At 67.0% G+C, this 14,746-nt stretch carries 13 protein-coding genes; 4 read left to right on the top strand and 9 right to left on the bottom strand.

Going from position 1 to position 14,746, the window contains the following annotated elements; translation table 11 throughout:
* Positions 1–5 precede the first annotated feature (5 nt).
* From G342_RS0113900 to G342_RS0113860, 9 genes are all read right to left on the bottom strand, one after another.
* Complete coding sequence (locus G342_RS0113900; protein WP_018183765.1) at positions 6–1,373, bottom strand: FGGY-family carbohydrate kinase; 1,368 nt, start codon at positions 1,371–1,373, stop codon at positions 6–8.
* Between the two features lie 43 nt (positions 1,374–1,416).
* Positions 1,417–1,731, bottom strand: a complete 315-nt coding sequence (rhaM, locus tag G342_RS0113895) for an L-rhamnose mutarotase (protein ID WP_018183764.1) — start codon at positions 1,729–1,731, stop codon at positions 1,417–1,419.
* A gap of 83 nt (positions 1,732–1,814) precedes the next feature.
* Complete coding sequence (locus tag G342_RS0113890) at positions 1,815–3,185, bottom strand: FGGY-family carbohydrate kinase (RefSeq protein ID WP_018183763.1); 1,371 nt, start codon at positions 3,183–3,185, stop codon at positions 1,815–1,817.
* A gap of 16 nt (positions 3,186–3,201) precedes the next feature.
* Entirely contained in the window at positions 3,202–4,257 is a 1,056-nt protein-coding gene (locus G342_RS0113885; RefSeq protein ID WP_018183762.1) for a class II aldolase/adducin family protein, read from the bottom strand.
* Between the two features lie 120 nt (positions 4,258–4,377).
* Positions 4,378–5,484: an autoinducer 2 ABC transporter substrate-binding protein gene (locus tag G342_RS0113880; RefSeq protein WP_018183761.1), complete on the bottom strand. Its 1,107-nt coding sequence runs from the start codon at positions 5,482–5,484 to the stop codon at positions 4,378–4,380.
* 69 nt (positions 5,485–5,553) lie between these two features.
* A complete protein-coding gene (locus G342_RS0113875) occupies positions 5,554–6,504 on the bottom strand; it encodes an ABC transporter permease (RefSeq protein WP_018183760.1) in 951 nt (316 codons plus the stop codon).
* Positions 6,505–6,511: 7 nt separating this feature from the next.
* Positions 6,512–7,501, bottom strand: coding sequence for an ABC transporter permease (locus G342_RS0113870; RefSeq protein ID WP_018183759.1), 990 nt, complete (start codon positions 7,499–7,501; stop codon positions 6,512–6,514).
* Complete coding sequence (locus tag G342_RS24175; protein WP_018183758.1) at positions 7,498–9,006, bottom strand: sugar ABC transporter ATP-binding protein; 1,509 nt, start codon at positions 9,004–9,006, stop codon at positions 7,498–7,500. The genes G342_RS0113870 and G342_RS24175 overlap by 4 nt, the downstream gene beginning before the upstream one ends.
* A 72-nt stretch (positions 9,007–9,078) precedes the next feature.
* Positions 9,079–9,870 (bottom strand): DeoR/GlpR family DNA-binding transcription regulator, encoded by a 792-nt coding sequence (locus tag G342_RS0113860; protein ID WP_018183757.1) that lies wholly within the window; start codon positions 9,868–9,870, stop codon positions 9,079–9,081.
* Positions 9,871–10,171: 301 nt separating this feature from the next.
* On the opposite strand from G342_RS0113860, the gene G342_RS0113855 reads away from it, so the two are divergent.
* The 4 genes from G342_RS0113855 (at position 10,172) to G342_RS0113840 (ending at position 14,735) form a co-directional block, all read left to right on the top strand.
* Entirely contained in the window at positions 10,172–12,274 is a 2,103-nt protein-coding gene (locus G342_RS0113855) for a bifunctional rhamnulose-1-phosphate aldolase/short-chain dehydrogenase (protein WP_026304428.1), read from the top strand.
* A 196-nt stretch (positions 12,275–12,470) separates the two neighbouring features.
* Positions 12,471–13,763 (top strand): L-rhamnose catabolism isomerase, encoded by a 1,293-nt coding sequence (gene rhaI, locus G342_RS0113850; protein ID WP_018183755.1) that lies wholly within the window; start codon positions 12,471–12,473, stop codon positions 13,761–13,763.
* A gap of 262 nt (positions 13,764–14,025) precedes the next feature.
* Positions 14,026–14,289: a glycine zipper domain-containing protein gene (locus tag G342_RS0113845; RefSeq protein ID WP_018183754.1), complete on the top strand. Its 264-nt coding sequence runs from the start codon at positions 14,026–14,028 to the stop codon at positions 14,287–14,289.
* 179 nt (positions 14,290–14,468) lie between these two features.
* Positions 14,469–14,735, top strand: a complete 267-nt coding sequence (locus G342_RS0113840) for a hypothetical protein (protein WP_018183753.1) — start codon at positions 14,469–14,471, stop codon at positions 14,733–14,735.
* Positions 14,736–14,746 lie beyond the last annotated feature (11 nt).

The following is a 14,746-nucleotide window of genomic DNA, read 5'->3' as shown; positions in this document are numbered from 1 at the left end:
CCGCTCTATTCGAGCGCGTCGCGCCAGGCGGCGACATAGGCGGTGACGTCGTGGGCGAGCGGCGCCGCCGGCTCCGGATCGGGCAGACCGGGGCTGACGCCCTCGGGACCGGTCGCCAGCAGGGCGGCGCCCTCGGTGGTGCCGGTCGCGTCGGCGCGGGCGATGACGGGGCGGTCGACGATGCTGGTCAGCGCCGACAGGAACAGCGCGTTGCGCGAGATCGGCCCCTCGATGATGATCGGCCCGGCGGCGCCCGTTAGCTGCAGGCAGGTGTCGGCGACCAGCGCGCAATAGAGGCTGGCTGCGGCGATCCGCTCGCCCGGCGACAGGGTCGCCGGATCGTGGCTCCAATGGCCGTCGAGGAAGGCATAGGGGCCGGTGCCGGGCGCGAAGGACGGCAGCGCCAGGATGCGCTCCTCGAGCACGCGGGCGATCTCCGCCTCGGTCGGCGTTACCTTCGCATCCGCCGTCAGAAGCGAGAATTCGCGCCCCGCCATGAAGCGGGCCGACGGGATGGCACGGCCGAAGGCGTCGACATTGGCGAGGCAGTCACGGGCCGGATCGAGATCGGCGATCGAGCCGCCGACGGCGAAGAAGATCATCCAGGTGCCGGTCGAGATCACCGAGAAGGGTGGCCGGCGGCGCAGGATATGCGGCAGCAGGCTGGCATTGGAATCGTGGATGCCGGCGACGACGCGGCAATCGGGGCTGAGGCCGGTCTTCGCTGCGATTTCCGCCTTGATCGTGCCGGCCGTGTCCCAGGGGTGCAGGCGCGGCGGCACCATGGCGGCCCAGCCGCGATCCTCGGCGAGGCGCGAGAAGGTGCCGGCCTCCGGGTTCCAGAGGTCGGTATGGCAGCCGAGCATGGTCGGCTCGCTGACTTTCGCGCCGGTCAGCCGCCAGACCCAGAATTGCGGATAGAACAGGATGGTCTTGGCGCGGCCGAAGGCGGAGGGGTAGGTCTGCTGCTGCCAGTAGAGCTGGCGGCCGACATTGAGGCCGGCCGGCAGGTCCGGCGACAGCGTCTCCCAGAACGCGCCGCGCTGCGGCCGGTAGGCCTCGGCGACCGAATCCGGCCCCTTGAACTCATAGTCGAGGATCGGCATCACGAGGTCGTCGCCGTCGATCACGGCGATGGCGGCGCCATGCGTCGTCGTCGAGATGCACTCGATGTCGGCCTGGCCGGCGAATTCCCGCAATCCCTCCAGGATCCACTTCCACAGCCGCTCGACGTCGTAATGCGGATAGAGGCCCTCGGTCACCACCTCGTTCGTCGTGGTGCGGATGGCGAGGCTGGCGCGCGTTGCGGCGTCGACCAGGGCGAGCTTGGCGTTGGTCTTGCCGATGTCGAGGACGACGGTGGCTTTGGGCATTTTCTGGCCTTCGGGGGCAGGCTGGCTATCGGACATCAGGCGATCACGGCATGTGGAAGACGGTTTCGAGCGGCGTGGCGACCGGTTCGTTGTTCGGATGCGAGGCCATGATGTCGGCCATGTGGGCCCACCAGCGCCGCATCACCGGATGCGACGGCAGATCGTCCATGCGATGGTCGTCGGTGCGCCAGAGCACGGCGAACAGCGTCCCGGTCTCGCGGTCGAGATGGATCGAATAGTCGGAGACGCCGGCCTCCTTCAGGAGCGCCGACAATTCCGGCCAGATCTCGTCGTGCCGCCGCTTGTATTCGGCTTCCTGGCCCGGATGAAGCTGCATCTTGAAGGCGTATTTTGGCACCGGATCCTCCTGATCGTGTCTGCATGTGGTCATGGAACGGGGGCCGGCGACAAGCGCCGTCGCGTCGCGCCGGGATGATTTTCTCAGCCTTCGGCCGTCTGCTTCCATAGCGCCGCATAGGCGGCGAAGCCAAGGCCGAGCGGCGTGGCCGGGGCGGGGTCGGGCGCTGCCGGATGGGCATGGTCGGGACCGTCGGCGAGCAGCGCCGCGCCCTCCGTCGTGCCGGTCGCGTCGGGGCGGCCGATGACGGGCCGGTCGACGAGCGCAGCAAGCGCGGAGAGGAAGAGCGGGTTCCTGGCGAACGGCCCCTCGATCAGCACCGGCCCCTCGGCACCGGTCAGCCGCAGGCAGGTTTCCGCCACCAGCGCGACATAGAGGCTCGCCGCCGCCGTGCGCTCGCCGGGCGACAGAGTGGCGGTATCGACGGTCCAGTTGCCCTTGCGCCGCCCGAACGGCCCATTGCCGGCGACGAAGCCGGGAAGAGCCATGACGCCGCGTTCCAGCACGGCGGCGATGTCGGCCGGAGCCGGCTCGACCGCCTTGCCCTCTGTCAGGATCTCGAATTCGCGGCCCGCCATCGACATCGCCGACGGCACCGGCCGGGCGAAGGCGTCAGCATAGGCGAGGCCGCCGCGCTCGGCGTCGAGAGGATCGAGGCTGCCGCCGGCGGCGAAGGTGATCATCCACGTCCCGGTCGAGATCACCGTGAAGGGCAGCGGCCGCGCTAGGATATGTGGCAGCAGGCTGGCGTTCGAATCGTGGATGCCGGCGACGACGCGGCAGTCCGGCGAAAGGCCGGTTCGCGCCGCGATCTCCGGCAGCACCGCTCCGACCGTATCCCAGGGCGCGACGCGCGGCGGGAACAACTTCGTCCAGCCCTCCTTCGCGGCGAGGGTGGAATAGGTGCCGGCGCGGCCGTTCCAGAGGTCGCTATGGGCGCCGAACGAGGTCGCCTCGGCGACGCGCCGGCCGGTCAGTCGCCAGACCCAGTATTGCGGATAGGGCACGACCGCCTCGGCGCCGGCGAATTCGGCTGGGAAGGTCCGCGCCATCCAGTAGAGCTGCCGCCCGGCATTGAGCCCGCCCGGCAAGTCGGGCGACAGGATTTCGGCGAAGTCGCCGCGCGCCTTGCGATAATCGTCCGTCACGGCGTCCGGCCCGGCGAATTCATAGTCGAGCACCGGCAGAGCGAGGCCGTCGCGGCCGAGCACGGCGATCGCCGCGCCATGTGTCGTCGTGGCGATGACGGCGATTTCCGCCTTCCCGGCGAACTCCGTCAGCCCGTCGAGGAACCAGTCCCAGATGCCGTCGACGTCAAAATGCGGGTAGGGCGGGCCGGGCAGGACGGCGTTTTTCCGGGTCCGGATATCGAGGACGACGCGGGTTTCGAGATCGAGCAGGGCAAGCTTGGCGTTCGACTTGCCGATGTCGAGGACGGCGATGGCTTTCGGCATGCGTCGGCTCTTCGCTTCAGGTCTTGGCGGCGCTGGCGAGCGCGCGGCGGTAGATCTCGGCGTCCCAGGTGACGAGCTCCTGTTCCTGCTCGACGGTGAGGAAGTGGAGCGTCGCGTCGGCGGGAATGCGGCCGGTGACGTCGGCGAGCGCGCGGGCGAGCGCATCACCGCCCCGCAGGACTTCCCTGTGGATCAGCACGCCCTTGCCGGGCACGGCGACGAGCATCGGGGCAATCGGGGATCTTGCGGCGAGTGCTGCCGGCGTGTCGCCGTCGTCGAGCACGGCGATGCCGCTGCCGAGGAAGACGACGTGGTCGGGGTAGAGCGTGCCCTGGCGGGCGATGGCGAGGCGGGCGGGATCCGTGGCCGTCGCATGCGCTGCGGGATCCTCCGGCAGGCGGTAGGGCGAGCCCTCCGCCAGCGCCTTGAGCGCCGCCATGTCGGCGGCCGGCGCGGGACGGACGGGCGAGGCCAGCGCCGCCGAGACGCGCTCGACCAACTGCCCCGCCGCGCCGACCGTGTCGGCGGCGACGATCAGGCCGTGATTGCCGAGCACGACGACATTGGTGCCGGGCTTCGACACCGCGTCGATCGCGCGCGCCAGCGGCAGGCCGGGCTTTACATAGGGCACATAGGCCCAGGTTACCCCGGCAAGGCCGTCGAGCCGGGCCGCGATCGCGGCTTCCGCGTCGACCCTGCCGACCAGCGCCACCGTCTCGACGCAGTGGATGTGCAGCACGGCCGCCTGCGGCAGCACGGCGTGCACCGAGGTTTCGACGGAGGGACGCAGGTTGAGCGGATTGGCGTCGGCCACGACGAAATCGGTCGCCTTGGCGGCGCGCTCGTCATTGGCGTGGACGGCGGCGAGCAGCGGCGCCAGCGCGACGGGGAGGAAGATCTCCTGCGCCTCGGCGTGGGCGAGCCAGGTGCCGGATGCCTTGACCCAGAGCACGCCGTCGCGCTTCAGCGAGGTGTTGCCGCCGGCCGCCTGGGTCCGGTGCGGATCGCGGCCGAGCGCCGCGGACAGGGTTCTGAGGGCGGCGAATTCGGGATCATCGGTCGAGAGAGGCAAGGTCCGGCTCCGGATGGGGCATGAAACGATCGGGAGCCACGGCAAGAGGTGAAACGGCAAACCCGAGAAAAGAAAACGCGAGGCATGGCGGACCATGCCTCGCGCGGGATCGGATCTCGATCAGAAATCGAAGTCCTTGATGTTGTCCTTGGTGAAGGTGAACGGGGCGCCGAGCAGGATCTCGGAACCATTGATCACCTGCAGATCGCCGAGCTTGCCCGCCTTGACCGAGGTCGCGCCGGGCTTCAGGTCGCCATCGGCGGTGGCGCGCAGCACCTGCAGAGCGGCATAGCCGAGATCGACAGGGTTCCAGAGCACGACCGACTTGACGCAGTCCTTCTCGACATAGGGCTTCATGGCATTCGGCGTGGCGAGGCCGACGACCGAGATCTTGCCGCATTTTCCGGCCTGGGTGACGGCCTCGGCGGATGCCGGGGTCGCGACCGAGGTCATGCCGAAGATGCCCTTCAGGTCATCGCCATGCTTGTTGATCAGCGTCGTCGCCTGGTTGAAGGAGAGGACGTTGTCTTCCTGCGCCTCGACGGTCTCCAGCCACTTCATGTTGGGATGGCACTTGGCCTGGTAGGCCTCCATCTCCGAGATCCAGCGTGCCTGGTTCGGCGTGGTGAAGGTCGATGTGACGATGGCGAAGGACGCGTCCTCGCCGACTTCCTTGGCCATGTTGTCGACCAGCGCCTTGGCGATGCCGTTGAATTCGGCCTGGTTGACGAACCACTGGCGGGCGTCCGGCTGCGAGTTGGCGTCATAGCCGACGACGTTGATGCCGGCGGCGAGCGCCTTCTTCAGCACGGGCGCGATGGCGACCGGATCGTTGGCGGCGAACAGGATGCCGTCGACGCCGGACGTGATGTAGTTGTCGATGAACGAGATCTGCTGGTCGATGTTCGCCTGCGTCGGGCCGTCGGTCTTGGCCTCGACATTGCCGAGTTCCTTGGCGGCGTCGGCGATGCCCTTCGAGGTGGCGTTGAAATATCCGATGCCGATCAGCTTCGGCACGTCGACCACCTTGATCGGCTTGCCCTTGCGGTCGGGGGCGTTGGTGGGCACGCCGCCGTCATAGGGCTTGGCCTCGGCCTTGCCCGGGGTGCCGTTGCAGGCGAGCGGATTGGTCGGCAGGTCGTCGCCGCCGGTCCAGGTCGCTGCAAGGGCGGCGCTGCTGACGCCGAGGCTGAGGCCCAGCGCCAGTGCTACGGTTCTCTTCAACATTGCTCTTCTCCTCCAAAATGACGCCGGGGCCTTTGTTGTTTCGGCGAGACCCCCTCGTCCCCTGCTGAATCAGCCGTCGCCCTCGCGGCTGAAGAGATTGCTCGCGACGATCGCGAGGATGAGCACAAGGCCGATGACGACGATGGTGCCGTCGCCCTTGACCCCGGAGAGTGCGAGTCCGTTCTTCAGTGCCTGCATCAGGATCAGGCCGAGGACGGTGCCGATGATGGTGCCGCGGCCGCCGAAGATCGACGTGCCGCCGAGCACCACGGCGGTGATGACGTCGAGTTCAAGGCCCGTGCCCATGTCGGAGCGGGTCGTCGAGACGCGCGAGACGAAGATGACGCCGGCGAGCCCGGCGACGAGGCCGGAGGCGGTGTAGATCAGGAGCTTGGTGCGATCGACGCCGATGCCGGAGAAGCGCGCGCCCGTCTCGTTGGCGCCGGTGGCATAGGTAGCGCGGCCGAAGGTCGTCAGTCCGAGCACCACGGCGGCGATCACGACCAGTGCGCCGAGGATCCAGAGCTGCGTCGGCACGCCGAGCACCTCGCCCTGGCCGAGCACGAAGAACCATTCGGGATAGCCGCGCACCGAGCGCGCCTGGCTGATGCCTTCGGCGAGACCGCGATAGAGCGCCAGAGTCGCCAGCGTGGCGATCAGCGGGGGGACCTTGAAGCGGGTGATGATCAGCCCGTTGATCAGCCCGCCGATGCCGGCCGCGACGATCGCCAGCACCATGGCGACGGGCAGCGGCAGGCCGAGATTGTGCCAGAACACGCCGAGCAGGATCGCCGTCAGTCCGAGGATCGAGCCAACCGACAGGTCGATGCCGCCGGTGACGATGACGAAGGTCATCACCAGCGCCACCAGCCCGACCTCGGCCATCAGGCGGCCTTGGTTCAGGAGGTTGGCGGTGGTGAAGAAGCGGTCGGACTGGGTCGCCAGCGCGGCGAGCACCAGGACGAGCAGGATCGCCAGGATCGTCTCGTGGCGGAGCAGGGAGCGGAGGGTTGCGGTCATCGGATCGTCACCGGAGCCGGCGTCGCCGCGCCATGTCGGCGAGCACGGTGATCAGGATCAGGAGACCCTGCACCGAGCGCAGCCAATAGGCGGAGACATTGAGGAAGATGAGCGAGGAGGCGATCGCGGCGAACAGGATCGCGGCCAGGGTCGAGCCGATCACCGTGCCGGTGCCGCCGAGGATCGAGACGCCGCCGACGACCGAGGCGGTGATCACGGTCAGCTCCAGATTGGGCGGAACCGTCGACTGGATGACCTGCAATTGCGTCGCGAACAGGACCGCTGCGATGCCGGCGAAGGCGCCGTGGATGGCGAAGACGATGACGGTCGAGCGCTCGACCTGGATGCCGGCGACGCGGGCCGCCTCGACATTGCCGCCGATCGCGTAGATCGTCCGGCCGAAGCCCGAATAGCGCATCCAGAACGCCACCAGCGCGGTCAGGATCACCATGAACCAGACCGGCGAGGGGATGCCGAACAGGCGGAACTGGGCGATCAGATAGTCGGCCGGCAGGTTGGTGATCCAGGCGCCGGCGGTGACGCTGATCAGGCCGCCCTTCAGGATCGACAGCATGCCGAGCGTGACGACGATCGACGGGATGCGGAGATAGGCGATCAGCGCGCCGACGCCGGCATTGACGACGATGCCGACCAGGACCGGCACCAGCCAGGCGAGCCAGATCGGGTAGCCGTTGACGGCGAGCGTGCCGGAGATCGTCGCCAGCACGCCGATCAGCGAACCGACGGCGACGTCGATATGGCCGGAGATGATCACCAGCGACATGCCGATCGCCGCCACCGCGATATAGGCGTTGCCGGCGAAGATGTTGGAGATGTTGTTGGCGCCGAGGAAGCGCGGATTGACGAAGCTGACGACGACGAACAGCGCGACGATGGCGCCGAGCAGGATGAATTCCTGACCATAGGCGGCGATCCGCTTCATCGGCCGCATCGCCGGCGCCGTGCGCGGGACGGCGGGACTGGACGCCGTCATCATGCGACCTCCGGCAGGGTTTGCGATTGCATCATCGCCGTGCCGACGCTGTCGGGCGTCGCCTCGGCGCGATCGAATTCGGCGACGATGCGGCCATTGTTCATGACCAGCACGCGGTCGCTCATGCCGAGCACTTCCGGCAGTTCGCTGGAGATCATCAGCACGGCGAGACCCTGGCCGGCGAGGCGGCTCATCAGCGCGTGGATCTCGGCCTTGGCGCCGACGTCGATGCCGCGCGTCGGTTCGTCCATGATCAGCACGCGCGGCTCCGTCGCCACCCATTTCGCCAGCACGACCTTCTGCTGGTTGCCGCCGGAGAGCTGCTTCACGAGTTGTTCCGGCCCGCGGGCGCGGATGCCGAAGCGCTGGATCAGCTCGCGCGCCAGGCGCGATTCCTTGGCGCGGTCGACGATGGTCGCCGTCGAGATGCGGTCGAGCAGGGCTAGCGACAGGTTCTCGCGGATCGTCTGCGGCTTGATCAGCCCCTGCAGACCGCGATCCTCCGGCACATAGGCGATGCCGAGGTCGCGCGCTTGTTTCGGGTCGGTGATCCGCACCGGCTTGCCGTCGAGCAGGATCTCGCCCGAGGTCGCCGGCGTGATGCCGAAGATGGTGAGCGCCAGTTCGGTCCGGCCGGAGCCGATCAGCCCGGCGATGCCGACGATCTCGCCGGCGCGGATGGTGAAGGAGATGTCCTCGACTTCGTCGCGATAGGCGATGTTGCGCAGTTCCAGCACCGGCGCGCCGATCTCGGCGTCGGTCTTCGGAAACAGCTGGTCGACCGGCCGGCCGACCATCATCGAGACGAGGTCGGCCTCGGTGATGTCGCCGATGTCGCGGGTGCCGACATAGGCGCCGTCGCGCAGCACCGTGACGCGGGTGGCGAGCGCGAAGATCTCGGGCATGCGGTGCGAGACATAGACGATGGCGACGCCGCGATCGCGCAGCCGGCGGACGACGTCCATCAGCCGGCGGGCGTCGGTGTCGGACAGCGCCGCCGTCGGCTCGTCCATGATCAGCACGCGCGCGTCCTGCGACAGCGCCTTGGCGATCTCGACACGCTGGCGGTTGGCGACGGAGAGGCTGCCGACGCGGGCGTCGACGTCGAGATCGTGGCTGTCGAGGTCGTCGAGCAGGCGGCGGGCGCCGTCGCGCATCTTCGTCCAGTCGAGCGCGTTCATGGTCATGCGCGGCGCATGGCCGAGATAGATATTCTCGGCGACCGAAAGCTCGGGGAAGAGCAGAAGCTCCTGGTAGACGGTGGCGATGCCGGCGGCGCGGGCCTCGCGCGGCGTCGCGAAGCGGACGAGCTCGCCATTGACGCGGATCTCGCCGCTGTCGGGCGCATGCACGCCCGCGATGACCTTGATCAGCGTCGACTTGCCGGCGCCGTTCTCGCCCATCAGCGCATGCACTTCGCCCGGGCGGACGTCGAACGAGACGTCCTTGAGCGCTTTCACGCCGGCGAAGGATTTCGACACCCCCTCCAGGGCGAGGATTGGCTGCATGACTTGGCGTTTCCCTTGAACAACGGCTTGGCGCCGCCTTTTTTGTTGGCCGGGATTGGCAAGATCAGATCATCAACTCTCCGCTTCGACCTCGACGACATCGACGATGACGCCGGCGTCGCGCAGCATGTCACAGGCTTCCTTCGGCGCCGAACTGTCCGTGATCACCCGGTCGAGCTGGGTCAGGGGACAGAGGATCAGGCTGCCGCGCGGCTGGAACTTCGAGCCGTCGACCAGCGCGATCACCTGCTCGGCCTGCTTCAGCATCTTCTGCTCGGCCTTGATCAGGACGGGATCGCCCTCGATCAGGCCCTGGCGGCGGATGGCGTGGGCGCCGAGGAAATACTTGGCGGCGTAGAAGTGCTCGATCACCGTGTCGTTGGTGTAGGGGCTGACCACCATGCGCTGCTCGCGATGGATGTCGCCGCCCGGCAGCACGACCTGGCAATCGCCATTGCCGATCAGATAGAGCGCGAGATCGAGCGAATTGGTGAGGACGCGCAGCTTGCGATCGGCGATGTAGGGACCGAGGCAGTAGGTGGTGGTGCCGCCATTGACGATGATCGACTCGCCGTCCTCGACCAGGCTGGCGGCGGCGCGGGCGATGGCGCGCTTGGCGGGAAGGTTCTGCAGCCGGGTTTCCTCGAAGGCCGGCGTCATCAGGCTGCCGATGCCGTTCGAGCCCTGCAGCCGCTCGGCGCCGCCGCGTACCTTGCGCAGCTGGCCGTCGTCGTTCAGGGCGGTGATGTCGCGCCGGATCGTGGCTTCGGAGGCGCCGGTGAGGCCGACAAGCTGCGCCACCGTGACGACAGGGCGCTCGGCCACCTCGCCGAGGATGATCCTGTGGCGCTCGATTTCGTGCATGCGTCCCTCCGACGGAGCGGGATTGTCCAAGCTTTCCGATGATTGTCAATCAGAAACGATCATTCCCGCTAATGATGCGACGCAAAATAGTCAACATCAGTCATAATGCAGCGCAATATCTCCGGCATCATGCTCCGATCTGACTGGTTTTGATTGACAAGCGGCGGGGCCCCTGACAGATCATCAGACGCAATTGCGTGGTCCTCGGCTGGACAGGCCGAGCGACGTCCCCCGTGGATGGTTCGCCGATCCGATGCGCTCGCGCCATGCGAAGCGGCGACCGATCAAGAGCACCTCGATCATGACCGAACCCGTTTCCTCGCATCTCCTCGACAATCGCTGGGACGACGCCAAGGCCGCCGGCCTCGGTGAGGCGGAACTCCTGCTCTATCGCTCCAACCTGCTCGGTTCCGACAAGCGCATCACCAATTTCGGTGGCGGCAACACGTCGGCCAAGGTCGTCGAGAAGGATCCGCTCTCCGGTCAGGACGTCACGGTGCTCTGGGTCAAGGGGTCGGGCGGCGATGTCGGTTCGATGAAGCTCGACGGTTTCGCGACCCTCTACCAGGACAAGCTCGAAGCACTGAAGGGCATCTATCGCGGCCTCGAGTTCGAGGACGAGATGGTCGGCCTGCTGCCGCACTGCACCTTCAACCTCAATCCCCGCGCGGCCTCGATCGACACGCCGCTGCACGCTTACGTGCCCTACAAGCATGTCGACCACATGCATCCCGACGCAATCATCGCCATCGCCGCCTCGAAGAACTCGAGGGAACTGACCCAGCAGATCTACGGCGACACGATCGGCTGGCTGCCCTGGAAGCGCCCGGGCTTCGAGCTTGGCCTGTGGCTGTCGAAATTCGCCAACGAGAACCCGAACGCCAAGGGTGTCGTGCTCGAGAGCCACGGCCTGTTCACCTGGGCCGACACCTCCAAGGGCGTCTATGGGCTGACGCTCGAGATCATCAACAAGGCGATCGCCTGGTTCGCCAAGGAGACTGAGGGCAAGGCGATCTTCGGTGGCGCCGTCGCGCAGTCGCTCGACGCCGACAAGCGCCGCGCCGTCGCAGCCAGCCTGATGCCGCAGATCCGCGGCCGCATCGGCAAGACGGAATCGAAGATCGGCCATTTCGACGACCAGCCGGCCGTGCTCGAATTCGTCAATTCCGCTCAGCTTCGCTCATTGGCGGCGCTCGGCACGTCCTGCCCGGATCATTTCCTCCGCACCAAGATCCGGCCGCTGGTCGTCGACTACGATCCGGCCAAGGATAATCTGGACGCGGTGCTCGAAGGTCTCGACGGCGCGCTCGATGCCTATCGCGCCGACTACGCCGCCTACTACGACCGCTGCAAGCACGCCGACAGCCCGGCGATGCGCGATCCCAACGCCGTTGTCTACCTCGTGCCCGGCGTCGGCATGATCACCTTTGCCCGCGACAAGGCCACCGCCCGCATCGCCGGCGAGTTCTACGTCAACGCCATCAACGTGATGCGCGGCGCCTCGACGGTGTCGACCTATGTCGGCCTCGACGAGCAGGAAGCCTTCGACATCGAGTACTGGCTGCTTGAAGAAGCCAAGCTCCAGCGCATGCCGAAGCCGAAGTCGCTCGCCGGCCGCATCGCCTTCATCACCGGCGGCGCCGGCGGCATCGGCTCGGCCACCGCCGTCCGCTACCTGCAGGAAGGCGCGGTCGTCATGATCGCCGATATCGACCAGGCGGCGCTCGACACCACCGTTTCCGGTCTCGGCGCCAAGTTCGGCAAGGACAACATCCGCGGCGTCATCGCCAACGTCACCAGCGAGGGCGCGGTCGACAAGGCGTTCCACGACACGCTGATCGAGTATGGCGGCATCGATATCCTCGTCTCCAATGCCGGTATTTCGTCCGCCGCGCCGTTCGAGGAAACGACGCTCGAGACCTGGGACAAGAACATCGCGATCCTCGCGACGGGCTATTTCCTCGTCTCCCGCGCCGCCTATCGCATCATGAAGACGCAGAAGCTCGGCGGCTCGATCGTCTTCATCGCCTCGAAGAACGGCCTCGCGGCTTCGGCCGGCGCCTCGGCCTACTGCACCGCCAAGGCGGCCGAGATCCATCTCGCCCGCTGCCTGGCGCTGGAGGGCGCGCCGTTCGGCATCCGCGTCAACACGATCAACCCGGACGCGGTGTTGCGCGGCTCGAAGATCTGGCAGGGCGAGTGGCGCCAGCAGCGCGCCGAGTCGAACAAGATCGGCGAGGACGATCTCGAGGAGTTCTACCGCAACCGCTCGCTGCTGAAGCGCAGCGTGTTCCCGGAAGACATCGCCGAGGCTGCCTACTTCCTCGCCGCCGACCTGTCGAACAAGTCGACCGGCAACATCATCAATGTCGATGCTGGCAACGTCATCAGCTTCACCCGCTGAGACCGCCCGCCAATTCTACTAGGCCGGCCGTCTGACGCGGTCTTCTGCGCTTCCGGTGCTCACGGACCCAAAGTCCGCTCCGCTCCGGTCCTCGAAGACCACGCCAGCCGGCTCGGCCTGGCGAATTCACGAACGGTCTCAGGCTGAGAGATTGCCGGAACCGTTACGCAAAACTGGCTTGGGGAGGACCCGCCACATGACCGATCTTCCGATTTCCGCAGATATCCTGGCCGAGAAGAACAAGGCCGAGGACGCGGCGCTCGCCAACGACTATTCCTCGCTCGGCGAGCAGCTCGACCGGCGTGGTATCGACATCGATGCGATCACGCGCAAGGTCGCGGCCTTCACCGTCGCCGTGCCGTCCTGGGGCGTCGGCACCGGCGGCACGCGCTTTGCCCGCTTCGCCGGTCCCGGCGAGCCGCGCGGCATCTTCGAGAAGCTCGACGACTGCGCCGTTATCAACCAGCTGACGCGCGCGACCCCGAATGTCTCGCTGCACAATCCCTGGGACAAGGCGGATCCGAAGGCTCTGAAGGCGCATGCCGACGCGCTCGGCCTCGGTTTCGATGCGATGAACTCGAACACGTTCTCGGACGCCAAGGACCAGAAGCATTCCTACAAGTTCGGCTCGCTGTCGCACACCGACGCCGCCGTCCGCCAGCAGGCGGTCGAGCACAACATCGAGACGATCGAGATCGGCAAGGTGCTGGGTTCGAAGGCGCTGACGGTCTGGGTCGGCGACGGCTCGAACTTCCCCGGCCAGTCGAACTTCACGGGCGCCTTCGAGCGCTATCTGGAGGCGATGAAGTCGGTCTATGCGGCATTGCCGGACGATTGGCGCGTCTTCACCGAGCACAAGCTCTATGAACCCGCCTTCTACTCGACGGTGGTGCAGGACTGGGGCACCAACTACCTGATCGCCCAGGAGCTGGGGCCGAAGGCATTCTGCCTGGTCGATCTCGGCCACCATGCGCCGAACACCAATATCGAGATGATCGTCGCCCGGCTGATCCAGTTCGGCAAGCTCGCCGGCTTCCACTTCAACGATTCCAAATATGGCGACGACGATCTCGACGCCGGCTCGATCAATCCGTTCCAGCTCTTCCTCGTCTTCAACGAGCTGGTCGATGCCGAGTATCGCAAGGCGAGGGCGTTCCAGCCGGCCTACATGATCGACCAGTCGCACAACGTCACCGATCCGATCGAGAGCCTGATGGCGAGCGCCGTCGAGATCCTGCGCGCCTATGCGCAAGCGTTGCTGGTCGACCGGGCCGGTCTCGGCGCCTATCAGGACGCCAATGACGTGACGATGGCGAATCAGACGCTGAAGCGGGCCTTCACCACCGATGTCGGACCGATCCTGGCCAAGGCGCGGCTGGCCAAGGGCGGCGCCATCGATCCGATCGGCGTCTATCGCGCGTCGGGCTACCGCGCCAAGGTCACGGCCGAGCGGCCTTCGACCGGCGGCAGTTCCAGCGGGATTGTCTGACCTTTTTGCACCTTTGTTGACAATAGCTAAGGGCAGCGCGGCCTTGGGCCGGGTTGCCCCTTCTCGGGGCCCTCCGGAGCAGCTAGCTTGACTTCGAGCCTGACTGACCCTTCAAGGGGGGCGGGTGCATGGCCGTGATCCCGGCCGCCTGTGATTCTTGTGATCATGGACGGGCTGGATCGAGCGCCGGTGTGGGGGAAACCAATCGGACCTTGGTGTCTTGGTGGTCGCCCTCGGGGGTTCACATGGACAGGAGAGATTGATGAAGAAGGCTTCTACGCTCGTTATGCTCGTTGCCCTGGGCGCTGTGGTCGCTGGCTGCACGACCGGCTCGCGTGCCGGTGACGGTGCCGTCGTCGGCGGTCTCGCCGGTGCGGCCATTGGTGGTCTCGCAGGCGGCAGCGTCGGCGCGGCGGCAATCGGCGCCGGCGTCGGTGCGGTCACGGGCGCGATCATCGCCGACGCGACCGGCCGTTGCTACTGGAAGGATAATCGCGGTCGTCGTCATTACACGTCCTGCCGCTAATTTCTTTTCTTGATTTCTTGAGACGGCCGGGACTTCGTTCCGGCCGTTTCTTTTTGGCCGCCGCGCCTTGCCTGCCGTGCCGCCGGAACTGATCCGCGACCTCCTGCATTACTTTCCAGCATGGTACAGCCGACGCGAGCCGCGACATCCGTCATGCGCCGCGTCCAGAGGAGGTCGACATGAACAAAGCTCCCCTCGTAATCGCAGTGGCTCTTTCGGGCGCCATCCTGGCCGGTTGCACGACCGGATCCCGGACGGGCGACGCCGCCGTCCTCGGCGGCGTGACGGGCGCGGCGATCGGTGGTTTGGCGGGCGGCACGGCCGGTGCGGCGGCGATCGGCGCGGGCGTCGGTGCGGTCACCGGCGCGATCATCGCCGATGCCACGAGCGGACGCTGCTACTGGCGCGACAGCTATGGTCGTCGCCATTATGTCGCCTGCCGCTGAGCCGGCTGGCG

It is taken from the genome of Kaistia granuli DSM 23481 (assembly GCF_000380505.1).
In the GTDB taxonomy this organism is placed as follows: Bacteria; Pseudomonadota; Alphaproteobacteria; order Rhizobiales; family Kaistiaceae; genus Kaistia; species Kaistia granuli.
The sequence above is the reverse complement of the archived record's forward strand: the minus strand, read 5'-3'. Positions and strand labels throughout refer to the sequence as shown.

What these genes read in the sequence shown, in the direction of transcription:
- G342_RS0113900 (WP_018183765.1), bottom strand. Translation starts at nt 1,373, where the DNA reads ATGCCCAAAGCCACCGTCGTCCTCGACATCGGCAAGACCAACGCCAAG.
- G342_RS0113890 (WP_018183763.1), bottom strand. Translation starts at nt 3,185, where the DNA reads ATGCCGAAAGCCATCGCCGTCCTCGACATCGGCAAGTCGAACGCCAAG.
- G342_RS0113880 (WP_018183761.1), bottom strand. Translation starts at nt 5,484, where the DNA reads ATGTTGAAGAGAACCGTAGCACTGGCGCTGGGCCTCAGCCTCGGCGTC.
- G342_RS0113875 (WP_018183760.1), bottom strand. Translation starts at nt 6,504, where the DNA reads ATGACCGCAACCCTCCGCTCCCTGCTCCGCCACGAGACGATCCTGGCG.
- G342_RS0113870 (WP_018183759.1), bottom strand. Translation starts at nt 7,501, where the DNA reads ATGATGACGGCGTCCAGTCCCGCCGTCCCGCGCACGGCGCCGGCGATG.
- G342_RS24175 (WP_018183758.1), bottom strand. Translation starts at nt 9,006, where the DNA reads ATGCAGCCAATCCTCGCCCTGGAGGGGGTGTCGAAATCCTTCGCCGGC.
- G342_RS0113860 (WP_018183757.1), bottom strand. Translation starts at nt 9,870, where the DNA reads ATGCACGAAATCGAGCGCCACAGGATCATCCTCGGCGAGGTGGCCGAG.
- G342_RS0113855 (WP_026304428.1), top strand. Translation starts at nt 10,172, where the DNA reads ATGACCGAACCCGTTTCCTCGCATCTCCTCGACAATCGCTGGGACGAC.
- rhaI (WP_018183755.1), top strand. Translation starts at nt 12,471, where the DNA reads ATGACCGATCTTCCGATTTCCGCAGATATCCTGGCCGAGAAGAACAAG.
- G342_RS0113845 (WP_018183754.1), top strand. Translation starts at nt 14,026, where the DNA reads ATGAAGAAGGCTTCTACGCTCGTTATGCTCGTTGCCCTGGGCGCTGTG.
- G342_RS0113840 (WP_018183753.1), top strand. Translation starts at nt 14,469, where the DNA reads ATGAACAAAGCTCCCCTCGTAATCGCAGTGGCTCTTTCGGGCGCCATC.